The following is a 22,057-nucleotide window of genomic DNA, read 5'->3' as shown; positions in this document are numbered from 1 at the left end:
GATCGACGGCAAGGATTGACGGCAAGGATTGACGGCCAGCGGCCGTCACAACCCGGTCATTTCTGTTCGCAGAACGTCTGCCGGTATTCCATCGCCTTGGGCATCAGCGCCTGCAGGTTCTGGATACGGGTGCCGGGATTGGGATGGGTGGAGGAAAACTCCGGTTGCGACTGGCCGCCGCTGGCCTGCCCCATCCGTTCCCACAGCGGCACGGCTTCGCGCGGGTCGAAACACGCGGCTGCCGCCAGCATCAGGCCCACTTCGTCGGCCTGTGTTTCATGGCCACGCGCATACGGCAGCAGGTAACCGTAGCCCATCGCCGCCATCACCATCTGCTGTTGCTGCGGGTCCATGCCGCTGGCTGCGCCGGCCATCTGCCCGATCTGCGTCAGCTTCTGCTGCGCCATGCGCTGTGCGCCATGACGCAGCAATGCGTGGGCGATTTCATGGCCCATCACCACCGCCATGGCATCGCGCGTCTGCGCGACCGGTACCAGCCCGGTGTAGACCGCCATCTTGCCGCCGGGCAGGCAGAACGCATTGGCCTGCTCGGACTCGATGACGTTCACTTCCCAATCAAACCCGCGCGAAAAATGACCCGGCTGCAGGCCGTGTTCCTGCGCCAGCGCGGTTTCCACCACGTCCACCTTGGCGATCAGGCGCTGAGCGATGTCACGCACGTCGCGCGACATCGGCGCGTTGGGATCCAGCGGCCGCTCCTGCGCGAGGATCTGCTGGTAGGCCTGCAGACCGAGGGCCTTTTCCTGATCGGCATCCAGCGCGCTGTCGATCAGCACCGATTCGCCGGTGTACGGATCCACCGTGCGGTTGGAAAACCAGTAGAACGCCGCGTAACCAGCGAAGGCCAGCAGCACCCACCAGCGGATGTTGCCGAACAGGCCGCGACGCGGACGCTGCTGCGGGGATCGGGAAAAGGGATCGTTGCGCATCACCGAGCGTCCTGGCCAAGACCCGCCGGAACGGGCGGGAACGCCGCCATCCTAGCTCAGATGCCGCGCACCAGGCGGAAGCCGATACGCGCGCTGGTGGTGTCCGAATCCTGGGACTGCCGCCATGCCGCACGGGTCTGTTCAGGCGAGTTGGCCCAGTTGCCGCCGCGTATGACGCGTGCCCGGCAGCCCGGGTTGTACCAGGCCGCGCCATCGGCGGGCGCGCGGCGGTAACTGGCGTGCCAGCAGTCGGCCACCCACTCGCTCAGGTTGCCCGCCATGTCATGCAGACCCCAGGCGTTGGGCTTGAACATTGCCACCGGCGCCGCGCCCCAGTACCCGTCGCCGTACCCGATGAACGCATTCGCCCAGCGTCGACCGGACGGCGACACGTCCAGGCTGCCGGTGAAGTTGCCCGAGTCCTCCGGCGGCTTCCCGCCATCGCCCCAGGGATAGCGCCCGGCGTTGCCCGCACGCATTGCATACTCGAACTCGGCCTCGCTGGGCAGCCGATACGAGCGGCCGGTCTGTTCGCTCAGCCAGCTCGCATAGGCTTCTGCGTCGCGCACGCTGACGTGCATCACCGGCTGGTTGGCCAACGCGCGGCCGCCATCGTAATCGGACTGCCAGTCCACGCCGCTGCGGCGGATGAAGTTGCCACTGCGCTCGTCATAGACGATGGAATGGCCGCGCCGGGTCGCACGCGGACGTGCATTGGCCGATTTCACGAAGCGCGCAAAATCGTCCACCGTGACCTCCGTGATCGCCATCGCAAAGCCGCGCTCGAAGCGGACGTAATGCGACGGGCGTTCGGCATCGGTGGCACCGGGCTCGGTCGGCCCGGCGCCCATCTGGAAGCCGCCATGCGGCACGACGGTCATCTGCGGCCCGCGCCCCCCATCCCGCAGCGCGTCGCTGAACACCTGCCCCGGGCGGAAGCTCCCGTAGTGGGTGGCCAGTTCAATGCGCTCGCGCAGCAGGGCTACCGCCGGGTCACCGGGCAGCGCGATGCGCATCGCGGCTTCCAGCTTCTCCCGTGCCGGCTTCAGGCCCTGCGGGGTGACCAGGTCACGCAGGCCCTGGTCGCGCAGCGTGGCCAGCGTGGCGGCGCGGATCGCCTCGATCCGCTCGAAGGCGTCGGAAATGGTGGGGGACGCGTCATGGACCTTGCTCGCCTCGGCCAGCCAGCGCCCAGCAGCGGCGAAGTCCGCTGACCGGGCGGCACGCTCGGCACGGCCGATCAGCCCGCTCTCCGCCGCGGCGAGACCCTGGCGAGCGCGTCCATTGTCTTTGTCCAGGGCCAGTGCCTCGCGGAAATTGACGATCGCGCCGTCGCCGTCTTCGCCGATCTGCCCGGCCCGCAGGTCATCCTCGCCCGCGCGGTTGAAGGCCACGACACGCTGGGCACGCTCTACACGCTGCTGCAGCGCGCGCACCTTTTCATCATCGGGCGCGATGGTCATCAGGACCAGCGCCAGCTGGGTGGCTTCGGCCAGGGCCATGCGCTGCTGCAGCGGCTGCGCCAACAGCGCATCGGCCTGCGCCAGCAACGCACCACGTGCACGCTGCAGTCCCTGCCGCGCACGGCGGTCGTCCGGATCCTGTTGCAGAAGCGCCAGCCAGATCGGAATGGCATCCTCGGCGGATTCGTACAGACGCCCCTCACGCAGGGCCTCATCGGCGGCCCGGCGCGCCGCAGCGCCATCGGCGGCATCGATCTGTACCGACGGCGGCGTCCAACGCTGCACCGTCTCAGCCTCGTCCTCGCCCCCTATGGTGACCGTGCCGCTGCTGGCCTCCTGCGCATCCGGCGCCGGGGCAGCCGGTGCGGCCTTGCCCGGCGGCGTCTGCGCCGGGGGCGGTGGTGGCTCTCCGCAGCCGGTCGCGCCCAGCAGCCACAGGGCGGTCAACAGCAGGTGCAGGCGCGGCAAACGCAAAACCATCTCCTTCATGCCGGGGGTGACGGCCGACGTTAGGCTATTCTCCCCTGCCTGAGCAAACGCGAGAAGTCGAACGCCCCGTGGCAATCTGGATCACCACCCCCGCAGACCTGCAGGCGCGCCATGCGCAGCGCCCCACCCGCATCGGCCTGGATACCGAGTTCATCCGCGAACGCACCTTCTGGCCCCAACTGGCCCTGGTGCAGATGGCGGTCGGCGAAGAGATCCTGCTGATCGATCCGCTCGCCCCCGGCATGGCCGAGGCCCTTGCGCCGTGGCTCACCGATACCTCCATCGTGAAAGTGATGCACAGCGCCAGCGAAGACCTGGTGGCGTTCAAGCACACCTGTGGTGCCCTGCCCCGACCACTGTTCGATACCCAGATCGGCGCCTCACTGGCGGGCATCGGCGGTGGCATGGGCTACCAGAAACTGGTGCAGGAAATCACCGGCGTGGCGTTGGCGAAGGGCGAAACCCGTTCGGACTGGATGCGCCGCCCGCTGTCGGACTCCCAGCTGCAGTACGCCGCCGACGATGTGGAGCACCTGTTCGCCCTGCACGATGCCATCAGCGCCAAGCTGGAGGCACAGGGTCGCCTGCAGTGGCTGGCTGACGACGGCGAGCGCCTGCTGGCCAGCGTGGCCAACGACGAAGACCTCTGGCCGCACCTGGGCATGCGCTCTGCGCAGTTCCTCGATGTGGCTGCCCAGCATCGGCTGCTGCGCCTGCTGCGTTGGCGTGACGTGCAGGCCCGCGCAAGCGATCGCCCGCGCAGCTGGATCCTGGACAACGAGCTGGCGGCCACGCTGGCACGCGTCCCGCCTGTCGACGAAGCGGCGCTGGGCCGGCTGTTCGACCAGTTCCCGAAGGCGCCGCGCAAGCTGGCCAGCGCGGTGTGGCAGGCATTGAATACCCCGCTGGCAGATGAAGCCGAGGCACCGCGGATCCTGCCGGCCACCGACACCAACAAACAGGCGCTGAAGAAACTGCAGGATGCCGTTGCCGAATGCAGCCGCGAACTGGACCTGCCGGACGGCGTGCTGGCATCGCGCAAGCACCTGGAAAGCTACCTGGAACGCCGCACCTGGCCTGCCCCGCTGGCCGGCTGGCGCCAGCAGGTGCTGGAGCCGAAGCTGCAGCCGTTGCTGCCCTGACGAACCCGGTAGTGACGGCCGCTGGCCGTCAAGCAGTGGTAGTGACGGCCAGCGGCCGTCACTGCCGGTTATCCGTTACCAGTTCATGTTCAACGACACGCCGATGGTGCGCGGCTCGTTGTACACCGCAGCCATGTAGTTCTCGATCACACCCTTGAGATTCTTCTCGTTGGTGATGTTGCGCGCGAACAGCGCCACTTCGTACGCGCCGTAGTTGCCGGAGTAGCCCAGCTTCAGGCCGCCTTCGAAGTCGCCCTTGGAATTGAACTCCGCCGAGTCATACAGCACGAAGCTGGTGTAGCCCTGCTTGTTCCAGTCCGTCGATACGAACAGCGTGTCGGCGTCGTTGAGCGGGATGTCATAGCGCGCGGCAAGGTTGATCCCGTACTTCGGCGCGTTCGGCAGCGGATTGCCGTTGATCTGCGCGAACGTGTTGGCCCCCACCTTGATCGTCGGGTCGGCCAACGTACACACCACCACGCCGTTCAGGGCGCAGACCTGTGCATACACACGGTCGTCCTGGATCTCGCTGTGCAGCAGGCTCAGGCCGGCACTCAGGGTCAGGTTCGGGATCGGGCGCAGCTCCATGTCCGCCTCCAGGCCGTAGGCGCGCGCCTTGTCGGCGTTGAACAGCACGCCGTTGCCGTCCGAATCGTTGCCGTTGAGCTGGATATCGTTGACCGCGTAGGTAAAGGCCGTGGCGTTCAGGCGCAGGCGGTTGTCCCACAGGCTGCTTTTCACGCCGGCTTCCCAGGACAGGATGGTTTCCGACTCGGCGGTGGTGAAGTCCGAGTTGAACACCGCCGAGCGACCCTGGATCGTCGGGCCCCGGAAGCCCCGCGCGACCTTGGCGTAGACACCCACCTGGTCGTTGACCTGGTACATCGCACTGAGGTCCCAGCTGGGCGTGGTGTCGCTCATTTCCACGTCGGTGCGGCCACGATAGGTGACCAGCCCGGCCGCCGTCTCGGCGGTCTTCAACAGGCGTGTGCGCTTTTCGTCACGGGTCTGGCGCAGGCCGGCGGTGAGGGTCAGCTTGTCGGTAGCGGCATAGCTGAGCTGGCCGAAGCCCGCGAAGGACGTATTGGTATTGCGCAGGCGCACCCAGTTGTTCGGGTTGCGCGCCGCACCCTGCAGGAACCAAGCCCGCTGGTAGAAATCGGTGGTGTCACGGCCATCGAAGTAGAACGCACCGACCTGCCACTTCAGGCGGTCTTCGCCGACGCTGGCCAGCCGTACTTCCTGGGTCCACTGGTCCAGGTCGCGCACCTGGCCCATCGACTGGCCAAAGCCGTTGGGCACGCCGTTGACCGGGAAGTTGGCCGCCGCACCGCCATCGGTGTCGCCACGGCTGTAGCCGGAGGTGGTTTCGTAGGCGGTGATCGAGGTCAGTTCGATATTGCCGAAATCGTAGGTGGCCTTCACCGATCCGCCGTACGTCTTGTACGCCTGCGGATTGTTGGCGGCCTCGTCATACGCCACCCGATCGCGCGGCGCGGTGGGCTGGTTGGAGCCCTTGCTGATCGCATTGCGCAGGAACAGCGTGGAGGTACCTTCGTAATCACGCGCATGGGCCGAGGCCAGCACCGAGAACGCCTCGGTCGGGTTCAGCAGCAGCTGCGCGCGCACGTTGCGATCGTCGAAGCCTCCCATCGCGTTCTTGCGCGGCGCTACCGTGCCATCCGCACTGGAGCCGGCGTAGGTGTTGTCGACGTAGTCATCGCGGTGCTGGTAAAGCGCCGACACGCGGAACGCCGCGATGTCGTTGATCGGCGCCCCGAAGCCGGCATCGACGGCCACGCTGTTGTGGGTGCCGTAGCTGGCATTGACGCGCCCGCTTGGATCCTGGCTGGGCTTGATGGTATCGAACTTGACGATGCCGGCGGTGGTGTTGCGGCCGAACAAGGTACCCTGCGGGCCGCGCAGCACCTCGATCTGGTCCACGTCGTAAACCGGATTGGACTTCAGCACCACGTGCTCCAGCACCACGTCATCCTGGATGATGGATACCGGCTGCGAGGCACCCAGGTAGAAGTCGATGTTGCCCAGGCCACGGATGTAGAAGCGCGGGAAGATGCGGCCCGTGGTGGTTTCGGCATAGAAGCTCGGCACGCGGCCGGACAGCGCCAGCAGGGTGTCATCGCCACCGGCGGTGTAGTCGCGCAGCTTCTCGCCCTGCACTACGCCCACCGATACGGGCACCTCCTGCAGGTTCTGCTCGCGCCGCTCGGCGGTCACGGTGATGGCGTCCAGCGCCGTGGCGCTGGGGGCCCCGCCGGCCTGCTGGGCGAAAGACGGTGCCGCCATGCCCAGTGACAATGCAGCGCAGGCCAGCGCCAGCGGGTGGCGACGGAAGGATCGGTAATTGGGGTGCATGGAGAGGATTCGAGTGAGCGTCCGTGCGGCCTGCGCGAGCCGGGCGGATGAGGAAATCAAAGCGCGCAGGCGCACAGTATGGCGATTGCGTTTCAATTTGGTGGCAACCCCGCCCCCTGAGGGCGCCGCGCTGGGCGCGGCGCCGCCTGTCGTGCCGGAACTACGCCGCCGCCATGCTCCCGCGCGCCAGCATGAAACGTGCGGTCGCCTCGCGAAGGGCCTGCGCCTGCGCCGTCATCGCCTGCGCGGAAGCGGAGGTTTCCTCCACCAGCGCGGCATTCTGCTGGGTCACCCCGTCCATCTGCACGATGCTCTGGTTGACCAGTTCGATGCCCGCGGCCTGCTCCCGCGAGGCGGCGGCGATGCCGCCGATCACACCGCCCAACTCACCCACCGCGGCGACGACCTGCTGCAGCGTCTGCCCGGCCTGCGCGGCAAGCGTGGTGCCCGTGCCCACCTGCTCCACTGAATCATCGATCAAGCCCTTGATCTCGCGCGCGGCCTGCGCCGAACGCTGTGCCAGGGTGCGCACCTCGCTGGCCACCACGGCGAAGCCCCGTCCCTCTTCGCCGGCGCGGGCGGCCTCCACCGCTGCGTTGAGTGCCAGGATGTTGGTCTGGAACGCGATGCCGTCGATCACCGTAGTGATATCGGCGATCCGCCGCGACGACGCCTCGATCAGCGCCATCGTCTGCTCCACCTGCGATACCGCCTGCCCGCCCTGGGTCGCCACGGCCGATGCCTGCAGCGCCAACCGGTCCGCGCGCGCGGCATGATCGGCGCTCTGCCGCACGGCCGCCGTCATTTCTTCCATCGACGCGGCCGACTCCTCCAGGTTCGCGGCCTGCTGTTCGGTACGCCGCGACAGGTCTTCGCTGGCGGCTGCGGTTTCCGCTGCCGCCGCCGATACGCCGTCGGCCGAGCGCTGGATGCCGGCAATGATGCCGCCCAGGCTGTCCACCGTGGCATTGGCATCGTCGCGCATCTCGGCGAACACGCCCTGGAAATCGCCTTCGATTCGGCTGCGCAGGTCGCCACGTGCCAGGTTGCGCAGCAGGTCCGACAGCGCCGACAGGTTGTGGTCGGCGGTGGTCATGAGCGTGTTGAGGCCTTCCACCATCTCGCGGAAATCGTTCTCGAACGCCTGCGCATCACCGCGCGCACTGAAGTCACCGGCCGCCGCGGCCGCGACCAGGCGCTTGATCTCACCGTTGATGGACAGCAGCCGTGAACGCACGCCGTTGACGGCCGTACTGATCTTTGCTTTTTCACCCGGCAGTTCGGCCATCGACGCAGACAGGTCACCGGCCGCGTACTGCTGCACCAGTTCGACCATGTCCAGCTTGGTGCGCACATGGGAATCCACCAGTGCATTGGTGCCTTCCACCATGCTGCGGAAGGCGCCCTCGAACGGGGCGGCATCGATGCGATAGCTGATGGTGCCGTCGGTGTGCTGCTGCGCCATCTGGTCCTGCGCGGCGGAGACGGCGCGCAGGGTGGACTGCATGCGCTGCATCGACGCCAGCAGGCGCCCGACCTCGTCGGCACGGCGTTGCGGGATGTGGCGGTCCAGACGCCCGGCGGACACATCGACAGCGACCTGTTCGGCCTCCTGCAGCGGGCGTCCCAGCAGGCGGCGCATGGCCAGCACGGTGGCCGCGATCACCGCCAGCAGGGCCAGTGCGGAAATGCCGGCGATCTGCAGCAGCAGCGTGCGCAGCACGTCCTGCAGGACCGACACCGGTTCCAGCCCCAGCACCATCCAGCGCCACGGCCCATGCGCCTGCGCGGAAACGAAATAGTCGCGCGTGCCGGCACCATCGGCGGTGCGCAGGCGCAGCGTCGCCGAGGCCTCGCGGCCTTCCAGCAGCGCCTGCAGCACGGGGCGGTCCTCCACAGCCACCCGCTCGCTGAGCGCGGTGCCTTCTCCGGCAGCCGCAGCGATCACCTTGCCGAAGCTTTCGCCCGGGCGGGTGTCGACCGCCATGAAGTAGCCTTCGCGGCCCAGGGTGGATTCGCGCAGGCTGGATTTGAGGGCGGCAAGGCCGGCGGACTGGTCCTGGCCGACGAAGGCGATGCCGACGACCTCGCCTGCGGCGTCCTTCATCGGCATGTAATACGTCATGTAATCGGTGCCGAACAGATGCGCCGGGCCGCTGAAGGCCTCACCGGCCATGATCTTCGGGTAGGCCAGATGGGCGTGGTCCAGCTTGGTACCCAGCACACGCTCGCCCGCCGCATTGCGCAGCGAGGTCGCCACGCGGATGAAGTCATCCCCTTCGCGCACGAAGATGGTGGCGACGCCGCCGGTGGAGGAGGCAAATCGGTCCACCGATGCGTCATCCAGGGCCAGCGGCGTAGCGCCGAAGCGCAGCTGCGGCGCGGACTGGCCGGCCACCTCGACACGCTGCTCGGCGTCGACCGAGGGATCGCCGGGCGGCAACGCACTGCGGAACAACTCGGCCATATGGCGCGTGCTCTCACCCAGGCTGCGGTCATACAGCGCCACGGAGTCGCGCATCAGGCTGGCCGACGTGGTGAGTCCCGCCTCTACCCGCTGCTGGTAGCTGGCTGCTGTCTGCCGGTAGATCAGCAGGGCGAGCAGGATGAAGGCCGTGGCCGTGATCGCGGCGAGCAGAAGCGCCAGGCGGCTGGAAATGGACATCGTGGAACCGGTGGCGGCAGAAGTCGTCATCGAGAGGCACTTTGGTTGGAAGGGGAAGGCGCGTGTTGCGCGTCACACTTCTATCGGCACCATTTCGGTCCTCTTAAGCCTTGGATCGATCCAAGGAGTCTGCGATTCATCTGCAAGCTGTTGATCGGAATCGAAATAGCCGTGTAACCGGTTACATCACCGCGATGTGCGCCCTTCCGGGTGAGGTGTGGATGCTTGGCAAGTATTCAGCAGTTGGATAGACTCGACCACGCCATGGGGCCATAGCTCAGCTGGGAGAGCGCGTCGTTCGCATCGACGAGGTCAGGAGTTCGATCCTCCTTGGCTCCACCATGATTACAACGAAAAACCCCGGGAGCGATCCCGGGGTTTTTTGTTGTCGCGGCCGGCACGGCTCAGGCCGGCTCGCCGCCGCCATCCTTGCGCTCCGGTTTCTTCGAGTGCGCGTCACGCACTTTCTCGTCCTGCTGGCCTGGGCGCTGCTTGGCCACGTCGTCGTGGCGCTGGTCCTGCTGGCTTTCCTGCACGCCGGCCTTGTCGTCCTGGTTCTGCTTGTCATCCACCATGAGTGCTGCCCTGTGCTGATGCGGCGGCACGATGCCCCCGCCTGCCGACCACGCTAGCGACGTGCTCGTGAGCCGCACATCACGACGACGCGATGGCGCCGTGCAGCGCGCTTGGCGCGGCAGCATGACCGCGTCACACTGGGCGCCTGCCATCGAACACGGACGTCCCATGCGCATCACCCTGCTGCTCCCTACCCTGCTGCTGTGCGCCAGCTGTGCCCATCACGGCAGCGTTGCGCCGCCACCGCCGCCAGCGATGGCTGGCTGGATCACCCCTGCCGAAGCGGTGCACGCCGCCAACGATGATCCGCAGCGCGGCATCAGTGGCACCTTCGTGATCCACGTGCGCACTGTCGATCTGACCGACCACGGGTTGTACCTCAACAGCGAAACGGACTACCGCCACCAGGCCAACCTGACCGTGTGGCTGGCGCCCGACCAGGCCGATGCGCTGCGCGCACGGCTGGACAATCTGCCGCTGGACCGGCTGGTCAACCGCCGCCTGCTGGTACAGGGCACCGCCCGCCGCGAGAAGATCGTCTTCAGCCGCGATGGCGTGCCCAGCGACAAGTACTACTACCAGACGCAAGTGCGCCTGAGTGACCCGCGCCAGGCCCGCTTCGCCCCCTAAACGCGGCGGCTGATCAATCCAGCTTCACCACCAGCTTGCCGAAGTTGCGTCCCTGCAGCAGTCCGAAGAAGGCATCCGGGGCCGCATCCAGCCCCTGCACGATGTCTTCGCGGTACTGGATGCGGCCTTCGCGCAGCCACTGCGCCATGTCCTGTTCAAAGCGCGGGAACAGATCGTTGAAGTCGGACTGGATGAAGCCGCGCACGTTCAAGCGCTGACGCAGGACCTGGCTGAAAAAGCCGGGCAGCCGGTCCGGTCCCGGCACCTGCACACCGCGCGCGTTGTAGGTGGCGATGGTGCCGCACACGGGCACGCGGGCGAAGTCGTTGAGCAGCGGCAGCACCGCATCGAACACTTTGCCGCCGACGTTTTCGAAATAGACATCGATGCCGTCGGGCGCAGCGTGGCGGAGCTGCTCGGCGAAGTCATCCGCACGGTGGTCCAGTGCCACATCCGCGCCCAGTGTTTCCACATACGCGCGCTTGGCCTCGCCACCGGCGATGCCCACCACGCGCGCGCCCTGCTGCTTGGCCAACTGCACCACCGTAGCGCCCACCGGGCCACTGGCGGCGGCAACCACCAGGGTTTCGCCGGGCTGCACACGGCCGATTTCCTGCAGCCCCGCGTAAGCGGTGAAACCCGGCATGCCATGCACGCCCAGCGCGGTGCTCAGCGGCAATCCCGCGGGATTCAAGCGGCGGCTGATCGATGCGGCATCCACCACGGCATGGGTCTGCCAGCCACCGGGCGCGATCACCAGCGTGCCGACCGTCAGCGCATCGTCGGCTGACGCCACCACCTCGCTTACCGTGCTCCCCTCCATCACGGCATCCAGCGCAACCGGCGGTGCATACGATGGTCCCTCTTCCATCCGACCGCGCATGTACGGATCCAATGAGAGATAGCGATTGCGCAACAGCACCTGCCCCGGTTGCAGCGGAGGAAGTGCGGCCTGCTCACGACGGAAGTTGGCCGCCACCGGCGCCCCGTTGGGTCGCGAGGCAAGCACGATGCGGTCGGTACTGCTGACAGAAACGCTCATCGTTCATATCCATTTTCTGAAAGGAGACCACCGACGTTACGCTCCTCGGCCGCAGCAGAGTGCGACACGAAAACAGCGTTCCATGGCGTGCTGTGCATCTGCACGCGTGCGGCGCCTGTCACAGCAGCATTGCCCACGCACGCGTTGCGACAGTTTTCCACGCAGGGCATCGCACGCGCAGAAGGCGGGTTGCAGCGACGCAGGATCAACCACTTGCATGCGCATCCGCAGCGCGCAGACACGAATGTGAAGTTTTTTCTGCAAAAGGCTTGCCGAACTGCTTCGACGTCCGTAATATGCGCCTCCTCGGCAGCGACATCGCTGCAACGAAACAAGTGGCCGAGTAGCTCAGTTGGTAGAGCAGGGGATTGAAAATCCCCGTGTCGGCGGTTCGATTCCGTCCTCGGCCACCATTAGTTTCGAAGGGTCTGCGTACATGCAGGCCCTTTTTTTTTGCCCGTTGCTTGAGATATACGATACATATACGATACATATACGATTCGTATATTCCGTAATCAGGTACTTCCATGGGCATCGTCAACATCGACGACGAACTGCACGATCAGCTGCGTCGCGCGTGCACCGTCAGCCACCGCTCGATCAATGCGCAGGCCAACTTCTGGATCAAGGTGGGCATGCTGTGCGAAATGCACCCGGAGACGAGCTTCCAGGACATCGTCGCCAGCGAGCTGCGCGCTGCCGGCGTGCAGCCGAAGCGACTCAGTGAACCGCGCACATGATCAAGAGTGCGCAGGAAATCGCCTTGATGGGCACGTCCGGCGCCCTGCTCGCGCAGGTGTTCGATCGCCTGGACCGGCTGCCCCTCGAGGGCCGCAGCACGATGGAGATCAATGATCTGGTCGAACGGATGATCGTCGACGACCTGCAGGCGCGACCGGCCAGCAAGGGGCAGTACGATTTCCCGTTCGTGCTAAATGCGTCCATTGACGACATCGTCTGCCACGGCATGCCGTCAGCAGATGACGTGCTGCGCAGCGGGCAGATCGTCAACCTCGATATCACCCTGGAAAAAAATGGCTACATCGCCGATTCCAGCACGACGTATCTGGTGGGCGAAGTTGCCTATCCGGCGCGTCGCCTGGTGCGCGCGACGTACCTGGCGATGTGGAAAGGCATCGCGGCGGTGCGGCCGGGTGCACACACCGGCGACATTGGCCACGCCATCGCCCGCTTCGCGCGCGAAATGGGCTACAGCGTGGTCAAGGAATACTGCGGTCACGGCATCGGTACGGAGATGCACGAGGAACCCCAGATCCTGCATTACGGCCATGCCGGCACCGGCGTGGAACTGGAAGAGGGGATGGTGTTCACCATCGAACCGATGCTCAACCAGGGCAAGGCCGCGATCCGGCACCGCCCGGACGCATGGCCCGTGCATACGCGCGACGGCAAACTGTCAGCGCAGTTCGAACACACCGTGGCGGTGACACGCGAGGGTGTGCAGGTACTGACCCTGCGACAAGGCGAGAGCGCTCCCGCCTGAGCGCAGCGCCCGCACCTGCCGGCAGTTCGCGCGGATCAGGTCGGCGCGAAGCTGCGGGTTGCCTTCTTTTCGGTCTTTTCCGCCTTCTTTTCCTTGGCCGTCTTCGCCGGCTTCTTCTTCTGGTCTTTCTTCTGGTTCATACCCTTGCTCATTACGGCATTCCCTTTGTCGGTAGCGACGGCCGGAGCATGGCACATCCGGGGCGGAGGCGGATCGCGCACTTCACATCGGTGGAGCTGCCGGCATGGCTAAGATCGACCCCTACGACCTTGGGCCCCCACCATGAAAAATCGTCATGCCCTGCCTCGCCTGCTGGCATCCGCTGCGCTGCTGTGCCTCACCGTGAGCGCATACGCGGCCGAGCCGGTGCGCTCGGTTGCAGCGCTGGATATCGACCGCTACGCCGGCCAGTGGCATGAGATCGCGCACCTGCCCGTGTCGTTCCAGAAAAAGTGCGTGGGTGACATCACCGCGACCTACAGCCTGCGCAGCGACGGGCGCATCAGCGTGCTCAACGGCTGCCGCGTGGAAGATGGCAGCCGGCTGCAGGCCGAGGGCGTGGCGCGCCCGGTCACCGGCGAGCCCGGACAGCTGCAGGTGCGCTTTGCGCCAGACTGGCTGTCGTGGGTACCGCTGGTATGGGCGGATTACTGGGTGATCGCGCTGGACCCGGACTACCAGTGGGCGGTGGTCGGCGAGCCGGATCGCAAATACCTGTGGATCCTGTCGCGCTCGCCAAGCATGCCGCGGGCGCAGTTGGACGCCCTGAAGGCACGTGCCGAATCGATGGGCTACGACCTGGCGCCACTGCGGGTGTTGGCGCCCATCGAATAACGGGCTCGCCACGATGATCCAGGGGCCGGATACCGCTTGCGGCACTGCAGAGGGCGCTGGCCCCGTCGTCGTGCGTACCGATTAGGATTGGCGTTCAGCCGAAGCCCTGTGCACGGCACCATACGCCGTAGTATCTTCCTTCCCACGCACTCTCTTCCGCGAGGACCTGCGCCCATGTTCCGCCGCTTCCGTACTGCCCTGATTCTGCTTTCCCTGCTCGCCCTGACCGCCTGCGGCGAGGGCGTGGTGAAGCGCGTTTCCGAACCCGCCACGCGCCTGCAGCAGCTCACCGTCAATGCCGACGGGAGCTGGAAGATCGCGCTGCGCCTGCAGAACTTCAGCTCGATGCCGATGCACTTCGATGACGTGGAACTGAAGCTTTCGGTCGGCGACGCCGACGCCGGGACGCTCAGCGCCAAACCCGGCGTGTCCATCGGCGGCACATCGGCCGACGTGATCGAACTGCAGGTACAGCCCGCTGCACAGGCGCGCCTGATGGTGGCCGATGCACTGGCCGGCAACCACACCCTTTCCTACACGTTGGAAGGATCGGTCTCAGCCACGCCGGAAGAGAAAAAGCAGCGCACGTTCCAGATCAACAACCGCAGCACCCTCAACCCCGCACCGGGCCTGCCCGGCGTGCTGCGCTGATTCCCGCCTTCCCTGCCCCCCGCCCCTGATCGAGACGCTTCACGATGAGCAGCTATACCGCACCGCTTTCCGACCTGCGCTTCGCCCTGCATGACGTGCTCAAGGTGGAGGCACTGTTCGCCCGCCTGGGCTTCAGTGATGCCACCGCCGACGTGGTGGATGCCGTACTCGAAGAGGCAGGCCGCTTCAGTGGCTCGGTGCTGGCGCCCTTGAACAGCGTCGGCGACGAGGTGGGCTGCGTGCTCGACCAGGCAAGCGGTGAAGTCACCACGCCGCCCGGCTTCAAGCAGGCCTACGACCAGTTCGTCGAGGGCGGGTGGACGGGCCTGACCGCGTCGCCCGACGTTGGCGGACAAGGTCTGCCGCATACGCTGGGGGTCCCGCTCAATGAAATGATCAACGCGGCCAACCTGGCCTGGGGCAATTTCCCGCTGCTGTCGCACGGTGCGATCGAGGCGCTGAAGCACCATGGCGAAGCGTGGCAGCACCAGGCGTTTCTGAAGCCGCTGATCGAAGGCCGCTGGACCGGCACCATGTGCCTGACCGAACCCCACTGCGGCACCGACCTGGGCCTGCTGAAGACCAAGGCCGAGCCGAATCCGGATGGCAGCTACGCGATCACCGGCACCAAGATCTTCATCACCGCCGGCGAGCACGACCTGACCGACAACATCGTGCACCTGGTGCTGGCCAAGCTGCCCGGCGCACCGGCCGGCGCGAAGGGCATTTCGTTGTTCGTGACGCCCAAGTTCAAGGTCGACCGCGAGGGCCAGGTTGGCGAACGCAACGCGCTGCGGTGTGGCTCGATCGAACACAAGATGGGCATCAAGGGCTCGGTCACCTGCGTGATGAACTTCGATGGCGCCGAAGGGTATCTCGTCGGCCAGCCGCACAAGGGCCTGCAGGCAATGTTCACCATGATGAACACCGCGCGCCTGGGTGTGGGCCTGCAGGGTATCGGCCTGTCCGAGCGCGCGTATCAGAATGCGCTGAAGTATTCGCGTGAGCGGCTGCAGTCGCGCTCGCTGAGCGGCGCGAAGTTCCCGGACAAGCCGGCTGATCCGATCATCGTGCACCCCGATGTGCGCCGCCTGCTGCTGACCATCAAGTCGCTGCTGGAAGGCAGCCGCCTGCTCGCGCTGCATGCCGGCACGTTGATCGACATCGCCCACGGCGCGCAGGACCCCGCAGAGCGCGAGCGTGCCGACACGCTGGTGAGCTTCCTGACCCCCATTTCGAAGGCATGCCAGACCGAATGGGGCATCGAGAATACGTACAACGCCCTGCAGTGCTTCGGCGGCCACGGCTATATCCGCGAACACGGCATGGAGCAATTGGTCCGCGATGCCCGCATCACCACGCTGTATGAAGGCACGACCGGTATCCAAGCCCTTGACCTGATCGGCCGGAAGACCGCCTCCAGCCAGGGCGCAGGCCTGAAACTGTTCCTGGCAGAGATCGAAACCTTCGCGCAGGCGCACCAAGGGGATGACGCGTTGGCGGAGTTCATCGCACCGCTGCGTGCGAAGGCCAATGAGTGGGGCGCATTGACGATGGACGTCCTGCAGCGTGCGGCCAGCAATCCCGACGAACTCGGCGCAGCCAGCCACGACTACCTGTTCTATTCCGGGTATGTGGTGCTGGCGTACTGGTGGGCCCGCAGCGTGGCCGCCGCTGATGCCAGCGCACAGAGCGATGCGTTCAAGCAGGCCAAGCGCGAAACGGCACGTTTCTACTTCGCGCGCGTGCTGCCACGCACCCTGGCCCACGCCGCCGCGATCCAGGCCGGCGCCGACACGCTGATGGCGATGGACGACGCGCGCTTCGGCTGACGGCCAGCGGCCGTCACTACCCGGTAGCGCCGAGCCATGCTCGGCGAGCGCAGCGGCCGTCATGACCGTGCGGGGGGCTGTTACACAAAGCGTCATCTTTCGGGTATAAGCTGTTATTCCGATGGAGACAGACACTACACGCCTGGGTCTGATCACGACCGGAGCTGCCTCATCCGCTCCGGAGGCCGGGTCATCGCCGCTCGCCAGCGCACTGCATCGCCCCGGCACCGTCCGCCTGCTTTCCCTTGATGCCCACGGCCGGGTTCTGGACTGGATCAACTGGCAGGACGCGTCGTGCCTGTATGCCCGCGGTGCGGTGTCGTGGACGCTGGGCGACCCCTGCCTGCACATTCACGGCGGCGTCAACCGGCTCAGCGGCCTGCGCAGCGGGATGGACCTGCACCCCATCATCGCCACCCGCGGGCACGCGCGTTCGCGGTCGCCCGCTCCCACGCCCAACCTCACCAATGCCGCGCTGTTCGCGCGTGATGCCCATCTTTGCCTGTACTGCGGGCAACAGCATTCACGTCCGGTTCTCACCCGCGACCATGTGATGCCGCTGTCCAAGGGCGGCCTGGATGTCTGGGAAAACGTGGTCACCGCCTGCTTCCATTGCAACTCGCGCAAGAGCAACCGCACCCCGCAGCAAGCGGGCATGCCCTTGCTGGCCGTGCCTTTCCGGCCGAGCTGGATCGAACACCTGATCCTGTCCAACCGCAATATCCTGGCCGATCAGATGGCCTTCCTGAAAGCGCAGCTGCCGAAGAAATCCAAGCTCTCGGCGTGAACCGGCAGGCATCAGAACTCACTGGGCGATCACGGATGTCGGCGTCTGCTTGCTCCACCTTGGAATGAGCGCGAAAATAGACGGTCAGCACAAGTACGAACATGATGATCGACTCTGCCCGCTATCCCCGTCTCTCGCGCATCCAGACACCGGATGACCTGCGCACGTTCGAAGAATCCGAACTGAGGGCGGTCGCCGACGAACTGCGCGCCTATCTGATCGAATCGGTAGGCCGCAGCGGGGGGCATTTCGCCGCCGGCCTGGGCGTGATCGAGCTCACTGTCGCCCTGCATTACCTCTATCAGACGCCGCACGACCAGTTGGTATGGGACGTGGGCCACCAGACCTATCCGCACAAGATCCTGACCGGACGGCGCGATGAGATCCATACGGTAAAGCAGAAAGACGGCGTCGCTCCGTTCCCCAAGCGCGAAGAGAGCGAGTACGACACCTTTGGCGTCGGCCATTCGTCGACCTCGATTTCGGCCGCGCTGGGCATGGCGATCGCCCGCCAGCGTGAAGGCGATGATCGCCGCGTGGTGGCTGTGATCGGTGATGGCGCGATGACGGCAGGCATGGCCTTCGAGGCCCTGATGCACGCCGGCGGCATGGAACCGGAGCCGAACCTGCTGGTGATCCTCAACGACAACAATATGTCGATCTCCGAAGCCGTGGGCGGACTGACCAAAGTGCTTGGCCGCGCAACGGGCAGCCGCACGCTCAATGCCCTGCGCGAAGGCGGCAAGAAGATCCTCGGCGACAAACGCAACAATCCCGCGCGCTTCGTCAAACGTTGGGAAGAACACTGGAAAGGCATGTTCGTGCCGTCCACGATGTTCGAAGAGATGGGCTTCCATTACACCGGCCCCATCGATGGCCATGACATGCCAGCGCTGCTGTCCACGCTGAAGACCCTGCGCACGCTGAAGGGCCCCAAGCTGCTGCACGTGCTGACCACCAAAGGCAAGGGCTACGAGCCAGCCGAGGGTGACCAGATCGGTTACCACGCAGTGGGGCCGTTCGATCCGGTCAAGGGCCTGGTGGCCAAGGGCGGCGCGAAGAAGCCCACCTACACCGATGTCTTCGGCGACTGGCTGTGCGACGCCGCCGCCGCAGAGCCGCGCCTGCACGCCATCACCCCGGCCATGCGCGAGGGCTCCGGCCTGGTGCGTTTCAGCCGTGAGTATCCCGACCGCTACAACGACGTAGCGATCGCCGAACAACACGCGGTGACACTGGCAGCCGGCATGGCTACGCAGGGCGCCAAGCCGGTGGTGGCGATCTATTCCACCTTCCTGCAGCGCGCCTATGACCAACTGGTGCATGACGTGGCGATCCAGAACCTCGACGTGCTGTTCGCCATCGATCGCGCCGGCGTAGTGGGTCCGGACGGTGCCACGCATGCCGGCAACCTGGACCTGAGCTTCCTGCGCTGCGTGCCGAACATGGTGGTGATGGCGCCGTCCAACGAAGCCGAATGCCGGCAGATGCTGAGCACGGGCCTGAAACACGCGGGTCCCGCCGCCGTGCGTTACCCGCGCGGCAGTGGCACCGGCGTGGCCGCCGGCACCGATCTGTCCACCCTGCCGATCGGCAAGGGCGAGGTCCGCGTGGAGGGCAGCCGGATCGCGTTGCTGGCCTTCGGCAGCACGGTCAGCGATGCCGAGGCCGTCGGCAGCGCACTGGGCCTGACGGTGGTCAACATGCGCTTCATCAAGCCGCTGGACCGCGATCTGCTGCTGCAGTTGGCTGCGCGCCACGAGGGCTTCGTGACCATCGAAGACAACGTGGTGGCCGGTGGTGCCGGGTCCGCCGTGGCTGAGCTGCTCAGCACAGAAGAGGTGCTGAAGCCGTTCCTGCACCTCGGGCTGCCGGATGCCTTCCAGCATCACGCCAGCCGCGAAGATCTGCTGGGCGAAGCCGGCATCGATGCCGCCGGGATCCGGGCGGCGGTGCTCAAGCGCTGGCCGACGTTGGCGGCGGGCAGTACGCCGCTGAGCGCGGCAGGCTGATCGGGTAGCGCCGACCCCGGGTCGGTGGCGTGTCGCGTGGCTCCCGCCGAGCATGGCTCTGCGCTACACGCATTTCGATGGATCGTCACGCCGCCCGTAGCGCCGAGCCATGCTCGGCGGGCCCCTGTATCCGCTGGCTCAGCGGACCTGGAACTGGCCGCGGCAGCCGTTGCTGACCCACACACCGTTGCGATCCCAGCCCCAGCTTTGCCCTTCGATGCAGGCGGTACCGGATTTCTGCTTGATCAGGCGCGCGTCCTGCCGGATGGTGACGTTGCAGCGGCGCTGGCGGCGATCATTCGAGTCGCAGTCGATCACCTGCCCTGCCGAGCCCCAGCCGTTACCATTGCCATTGCCGCCGCCCCAGTTGCCGCCGCCGTGGCCCGGGCGTGAGGGACGTCCCCGCTCGCCAACGAACTCTGCACGGCACCCATTGCTGACCCACACGCCGCCGCGCGACTGGCCCCAGCTCCGCCCTTCAACGCAGGCAGCGCCGGACAGCTGGCGTACCAGCCGTGCACGGCCGTCGAGTCGGCATTCCTTGTTGCGGTTTTTCACCGATTCGCAGCGGATGGTGGTGTTGCTGTTGCCATACCGATCCTCCGCGTAGCGATCATTGTCACGATACTGCGCGTGTGCCGTGCCGGCGATGCCGGCACCGACCAGCAGCGGCAGGCAGATCGCCCACAAGGAGGCCACGGGGCGGCGTGAGGAAGACAGTTCCTGGGTCATGTGAAGCGTCCTGATCGATCGGTAGGCCGAGCATGGCGCAAGTTCAGCCCGACGCAAAGCCTCCACGGGCGGAACCGGTCAGCCTCCGTTGTACTACCCCTACGCCCTGTTCAGCCTTGGGGCACGCCTGCCTCACGCTGCACTGCGATTTCAGCCGTAGCGGACGGTGTCAACGTAACTGTCGGGGGTCTCCACGCGTACCGCGCAGGCCTGGCCGGTGCGTGCGTGCAGATCGCGCGCAAGCGCATCGGCGAAGTCGAACGCGGCCGTGCCTTCGTGGAACGAAACGGTTTCAGTCTTCTGGGGATGGAGCACGCGCCAGTGGCGCTGCTCGTTCTGGACGCGGATCAACATGTCGGTCTCTCTCCATGAGCAAACGGGATGCCACGACATACGGCACGGGAGGGAAGCCTTCGCGCTGCCCTCGCCGTCCTGCCCTGTGCCTGGCACCAATGGCCCCCGCCAACCACCGAGACTAGGGGATGTCTGTCTCGGACTCCATCAGGGTTTTCTGATTTTCAGGCGCGGCCACTGCCACTGATACGCAGCGCCTCCACGCCCGCCTGGAACGCTTCGACACGCACCACGACATCCTGGCCACCCTCACGGTGGCAGGAGCGGGCCAGTGCAGCCGCCACGTCGAATGCATCGCTGCCGCTGGCGAAATCCTGGTGCAAGGGATGCTGGGGGTGGACGACACGCCAGCGGCGTTCGACCTTTTCTACGACGATGACCATGGGGGAGCTCCTGGCAGGTAGGTGTGGGTCGGGTCAAGGCTGATGACGACAGCCCAGCCGTTGAGCAGATGCTAGGCGCCGGGCTTCCCTGACCCCATCGGTCCGGTCTGAAAGGCCCGCCCTGCCGGGAAATCACATCCCTGAGTCCGTTCACCGTGAACGCTACGTGATGCTTGTCACGTACCGGTGTTTTATTTCACACTGCGTACACCACAGGGGGCCCCTTCCACATGCGCACCTACTTCGCTCAACGTCCGTCCTTGATCAAGTTCTACTTCGTCGCCAGCTATCTGGTCCTGGTCGAAGAGCTGCTGCGCGCCACGGTGTTCTAACCCGCGATGCAACCGCAGTGGACGTGGTGACCGGGCCGTTGAACAATCCCGGTTCTTCCCCGTTGACCGGTGCCGCCATGTCCGACCTCCCCGCCCTGCCTCACCTGACACCGGGGCGCTATCGTCATTTCAAGGGCGGGCTCTATGAGGTGGTCGATGTCGTGCGCAGCAGCGAGTCGCTGCAGCCGATGGTGTTGTATCGCGCCCTGTACGGCGAAGGCGGTCTGTGGGTACGCCCGTACGACATGTTCGTCGAAACGATAGCCGGCGCAGAGGGTCCGCAGCCCCGCTTTGCCCGCTTGGTCGATTGACCCGGGTATCGCGGCGGTCGCATCATCCGCGCACCGTTCCTGCAGGACATCCCATGCGCACTCCCCTGTTCGTCGCCTCCTTGCTGGGCCTGCTGCTGAGCGGCACCGCCGCCGCGCAACAGGCAGACGATGAGGAGGTCCCCGCGTTCGATCGTCCGGGTCTCGGGCTGGGGACCGGTATCGTGCCGCGTGGCGCCATGGCACTGGAACTCGGCCTGCCGTCCTACACGCGCGATACTGATCGCGACGGCGTCCGCAGCGAACAGTTCGGCAGCGAGGTCACCCTGCGCACGGGGCTGGCGCCACGGCTGGAACTGCAACTGTCGGGGTCACCCTGGCAACGCGAGCGCATGCGTGCACCGACGGAACCGAGTCTTCGTGAGCGCGGCACCGGCGATACCCAGGTCGCACTGAAGTGGCTCGCCCCTCTGCGCACCGAGAACGACCGCTTTGCCGTGCTGGCGTATGCGACCCTGGCGCGGGGGAATGCCGCGTTCAGTGAGGGCAGGCAGTACGCGCTGGCCGGCAGCTGGGAACATGATTTCACTGAGGATCTGACCAGCGATCTGTATGTCAGCCACAGTAGAGGCGACGGGCAGCGCGCTACGGTGTGGTCACCCAGCCTGTCACTGGCCTTGGGGCCGCGCTGGTCAGCTTTCATTGAAGCGGGTTTCACTCATACGCGTGGCGAGCCCAATGAATCGGTCGCGGGCGGCGGTGTCACCTTCCTGTGGAGCGAACGCATCCAGCTGGATGCGTCACTCGATGCCGGTCTGGACGCTGACAGCCCGGATCTGCAGGCAGGTGTGGGGCTGGCGGTCTACTTCGACTGAAGGAGACCGCGCGTTACCAGGGATTGAACATGGTGATGAACACGATCACCAGTACGACTGCAAAGGCGACCCAGAGGTAGCGGCCCTGACGCCACGAAGGCTTGGGCTTGCCGGGAGTATTCATGTGGCTCCGATCAGATGAAGGACATTCCCAGAGTG

At 66.0% G+C, this 22,057-nt stretch carries 20 protein-coding genes and 2 tRNA genes; 13 read left to right on the top strand and 9 right to left on the bottom strand.

Going from position 1 to position 22,057, the window contains the following annotated elements:
• Positions 1 to 56 precede the first annotated feature (56 nt).
• Positions 57 to 950, bottom strand: a complete 894-nt coding sequence (locus ABRP17_RS15415; protein ID WP_192082630.1) for a M48 family metallopeptidase — start codon at positions 948 to 950, stop codon at positions 57 to 59.
• A gap of 56 nt (positions 951 to 1,006) precedes the next feature.
• On the bottom strand, positions 1,007 to 2,893 hold the full coding sequence (locus ABRP17_RS15410) for a formylglycine-generating enzyme family protein (protein ID WP_349984856.1): 1,887 nt from the start codon (positions 2,891 to 2,893) through the stop codon (positions 1,007 to 1,009).
• A gap of 77 nt (positions 2,894 to 2,970) precedes the next feature.
• On the opposite strand from ABRP17_RS15410, the gene rnd reads away from it, so the two are divergent.
• Positions 2,971 to 4,044: a ribonuclease D gene (rnd, locus tag ABRP17_RS15405; protein WP_349984857.1), complete on the top strand. Its 1,074-nt coding sequence runs from the start codon at positions 2,971 to 2,973 to the stop codon at positions 4,042 to 4,044.
• A gap of 75 nt (positions 4,045 to 4,119) precedes the next feature.
• Here rnd and ABRP17_RS15400 read toward each other — a convergent pair whose 3' ends face one another.
• Both ABRP17_RS15400 and ABRP17_RS15395 read right to left on the bottom strand, forming a co-directional pair.
• On the bottom strand, positions 4,120 to 6,420 hold the full coding sequence (locus ABRP17_RS15400) for a TonB-dependent receptor domain-containing protein (RefSeq protein WP_349984858.1): 2,301 nt from the start codon (positions 6,418 to 6,420) through the stop codon (positions 4,120 to 4,122).
• A 160-nt stretch (positions 6,421 to 6,580) separates the two neighbouring features.
• Positions 6,581 to 9,115, bottom strand: a complete 2,535-nt coding sequence (locus tag ABRP17_RS15395; protein WP_349984859.1) for a Cache 3/Cache 2 fusion domain-containing protein — start codon at positions 9,113 to 9,115, stop codon at positions 6,581 to 6,583.
• A gap of 236 nt (positions 9,116 to 9,351) precedes the next feature.
• On the opposite strand from ABRP17_RS15395, the gene ABRP17_RS15390 reads away from it, so the two are divergent.
• Positions 9,352 to 9,427, top strand: a tRNA-Ala gene (locus ABRP17_RS15390).
• A 62-nt stretch (positions 9,428 to 9,489) separates the two neighbouring features.
• Here ABRP17_RS15390 and ABRP17_RS15385 read toward each other — a convergent pair.
• Positions 9,490 to 9,660 (bottom strand): hypothetical protein, encoded by a 171-nt coding sequence (locus ABRP17_RS15385; RefSeq protein ID WP_188326792.1) that lies wholly within the window; start codon positions 9,658 to 9,660, stop codon positions 9,490 to 9,492.
• Between the two features lie 169 nt (positions 9,661 to 9,829).
• Here ABRP17_RS15385 and ABRP17_RS15380 point away from each other — a divergent pair, with 169 nt between their 5' ends.
• Positions 9,830 to 10,291 (top strand): hypothetical protein, encoded by a 462-nt coding sequence (locus tag ABRP17_RS15380; protein WP_349984860.1) that lies wholly within the window; start codon positions 9,830 to 9,832, stop codon positions 10,289 to 10,291.
• A 13-nt stretch (positions 10,292 to 10,304) separates the two neighbouring features.
• On the opposite strand, the gene ABRP17_RS15375 is transcribed toward ABRP17_RS15380, so the two are convergent.
• Positions 10,305 to 11,333 carry an NADP-dependent oxidoreductase gene (locus ABRP17_RS15375; protein ID WP_349984861.1) on the bottom strand — a complete coding sequence of 343 codons (1,029 nt, stop codon included), beginning with the start codon at positions 11,331 to 11,333 and terminating at the stop codon, positions 10,305 to 10,307.
• 337 nt (positions 11,334 to 11,670) lie between these two features.
• Between ABRP17_RS15375 and ABRP17_RS15370 the strand changes: the two genes are divergently transcribed.
• The 8 genes from ABRP17_RS15370 to dxs all read left to right on the top strand — a co-directional run bounded on the left by ABRP17_RS15370 (position 11,671) and on the right by dxs (position 18,953).
• Positions 11,671 to 11,746: transfer RNA gene (locus tag ABRP17_RS15370), tRNA-Phe, on the top strand.
• Between the two features lie 114 nt (positions 11,747 to 11,860).
• Positions 11,861 to 12,073, top strand: a complete 213-nt coding sequence (locus ABRP17_RS15365; RefSeq protein WP_192082620.1) for a ParD-like family protein — start codon at positions 11,861 to 11,863, stop codon at positions 12,071 to 12,073.
• Entirely contained in the window at positions 12,070 to 12,837 is a 768-nt protein-coding gene (map, locus tag ABRP17_RS15360; protein WP_188326788.1) for a type I methionyl aminopeptidase, read from the top strand. The genes ABRP17_RS15365 and map overlap by 4 nt, the downstream gene beginning before the upstream one ends.
• A 282-nt stretch (positions 12,838 to 13,119) precedes the next feature.
• Positions 13,120 to 13,671 (top strand): lipocalin family protein, encoded by a 552-nt coding sequence (locus ABRP17_RS15355; RefSeq protein WP_188326787.1) that lies wholly within the window; start codon positions 13,120 to 13,122, stop codon positions 13,669 to 13,671.
• Positions 13,672 to 13,845: 174 nt separating this feature from the next.
• The gene (locus ABRP17_RS15350) at positions 13,846 to 14,322 is read left to right on the top strand and encodes an LEA type 2 family protein (RefSeq protein ID WP_188326786.1); all 477 of its coding nucleotides are present in this window, start codon (positions 13,846 to 13,848) and stop codon (positions 14,320 to 14,322) included.
• A gap of 44 nt (positions 14,323 to 14,366) precedes the next feature.
• Positions 14,367 to 16,154 (top strand): acyl-CoA dehydrogenase C-terminal domain-containing protein, encoded by a 1,788-nt coding sequence (locus tag ABRP17_RS15345; protein WP_349984862.1) that lies wholly within the window; start codon positions 14,367 to 14,369, stop codon positions 16,152 to 16,154.
• 121 nt (positions 16,155 to 16,275) lie between these two features.
• Positions 16,276 to 16,941, top strand: a complete 666-nt coding sequence (locus ABRP17_RS15340; protein WP_188326784.1) for an HNH endonuclease — start codon at positions 16,276 to 16,278, stop codon at positions 16,939 to 16,941.
• A gap of 104 nt (positions 16,942 to 17,045) precedes the next feature.
• Positions 17,046 to 18,953 carry a 1-deoxy-D-xylulose-5-phosphate synthase gene (gene dxs, locus ABRP17_RS15335; RefSeq protein WP_349984878.1) on the top strand — a complete coding sequence of 636 codons (1,908 nt, stop codon included), beginning with the start codon at positions 17,046 to 17,048 and terminating at the stop codon, positions 18,951 to 18,953.
• Positions 18,954 to 19,091: 138 nt separating this feature from the next.
• Here the strand turns inward: dxs and ABRP17_RS15330 are convergent, their stop codons facing one another.
• From ABRP17_RS15330 to ABRP17_RS15320, 3 genes are all read right to left on the bottom strand, one after another.
• A complete protein-coding gene (locus ABRP17_RS15330; protein ID WP_188326783.1) occupies positions 19,092 to 19,685 on the bottom strand; it encodes a DUF3011 domain-containing protein in 594 nt (197 codons plus the stop codon).
• A gap of 150 nt (positions 19,686 to 19,835) precedes the next feature.
• On the bottom strand, positions 19,836 to 20,039 hold the full coding sequence (locus tag ABRP17_RS15325) for a hypothetical protein (protein WP_188326782.1): 204 nt from the start codon (positions 20,037 to 20,039) through the stop codon (positions 19,836 to 19,838).
• 164 nt (positions 20,040 to 20,203) lie between these two features.
• Positions 20,204 to 20,422, bottom strand: a complete 219-nt coding sequence (locus tag ABRP17_RS15320; protein WP_349984863.1) for a hypothetical protein — start codon at positions 20,420 to 20,422, stop codon at positions 20,204 to 20,206.
• Positions 20,423 to 20,831: 409 nt separating this feature from the next.
• Between ABRP17_RS15320 and ABRP17_RS15315 the strand changes: the two genes are divergently transcribed.
• Both ABRP17_RS15315 and ABRP17_RS15310 read left to right on the top strand, forming a co-directional pair.
• A complete protein-coding gene (locus ABRP17_RS15315; RefSeq protein WP_188326780.1) occupies positions 20,832 to 21,065 on the top strand; it encodes a DUF1653 domain-containing protein in 234 nt (77 codons plus the stop codon).
• 53 nt (positions 21,066 to 21,118) lie between these two features.
• Positions 21,119 to 21,898: a transporter gene (locus tag ABRP17_RS15310; protein ID WP_349984864.1), complete on the top strand. Its 780-nt coding sequence runs from the start codon at positions 21,119 to 21,121 to the stop codon at positions 21,896 to 21,898.
• Positions 21,899 to 22,057 lie beyond the last annotated feature (159 nt).

The organism is Stenotrophomonas sp. WHRI 8082 (assembly GCF_040223995.2).
In the GTDB taxonomy this organism is placed as follows: domain Bacteria; phylum Pseudomonadota; class Gammaproteobacteria; order Xanthomonadales; family Xanthomonadaceae; genus Stenotrophomonas.
This window is presented reverse-complemented; position numbering and strand designations above follow the sequence as displayed.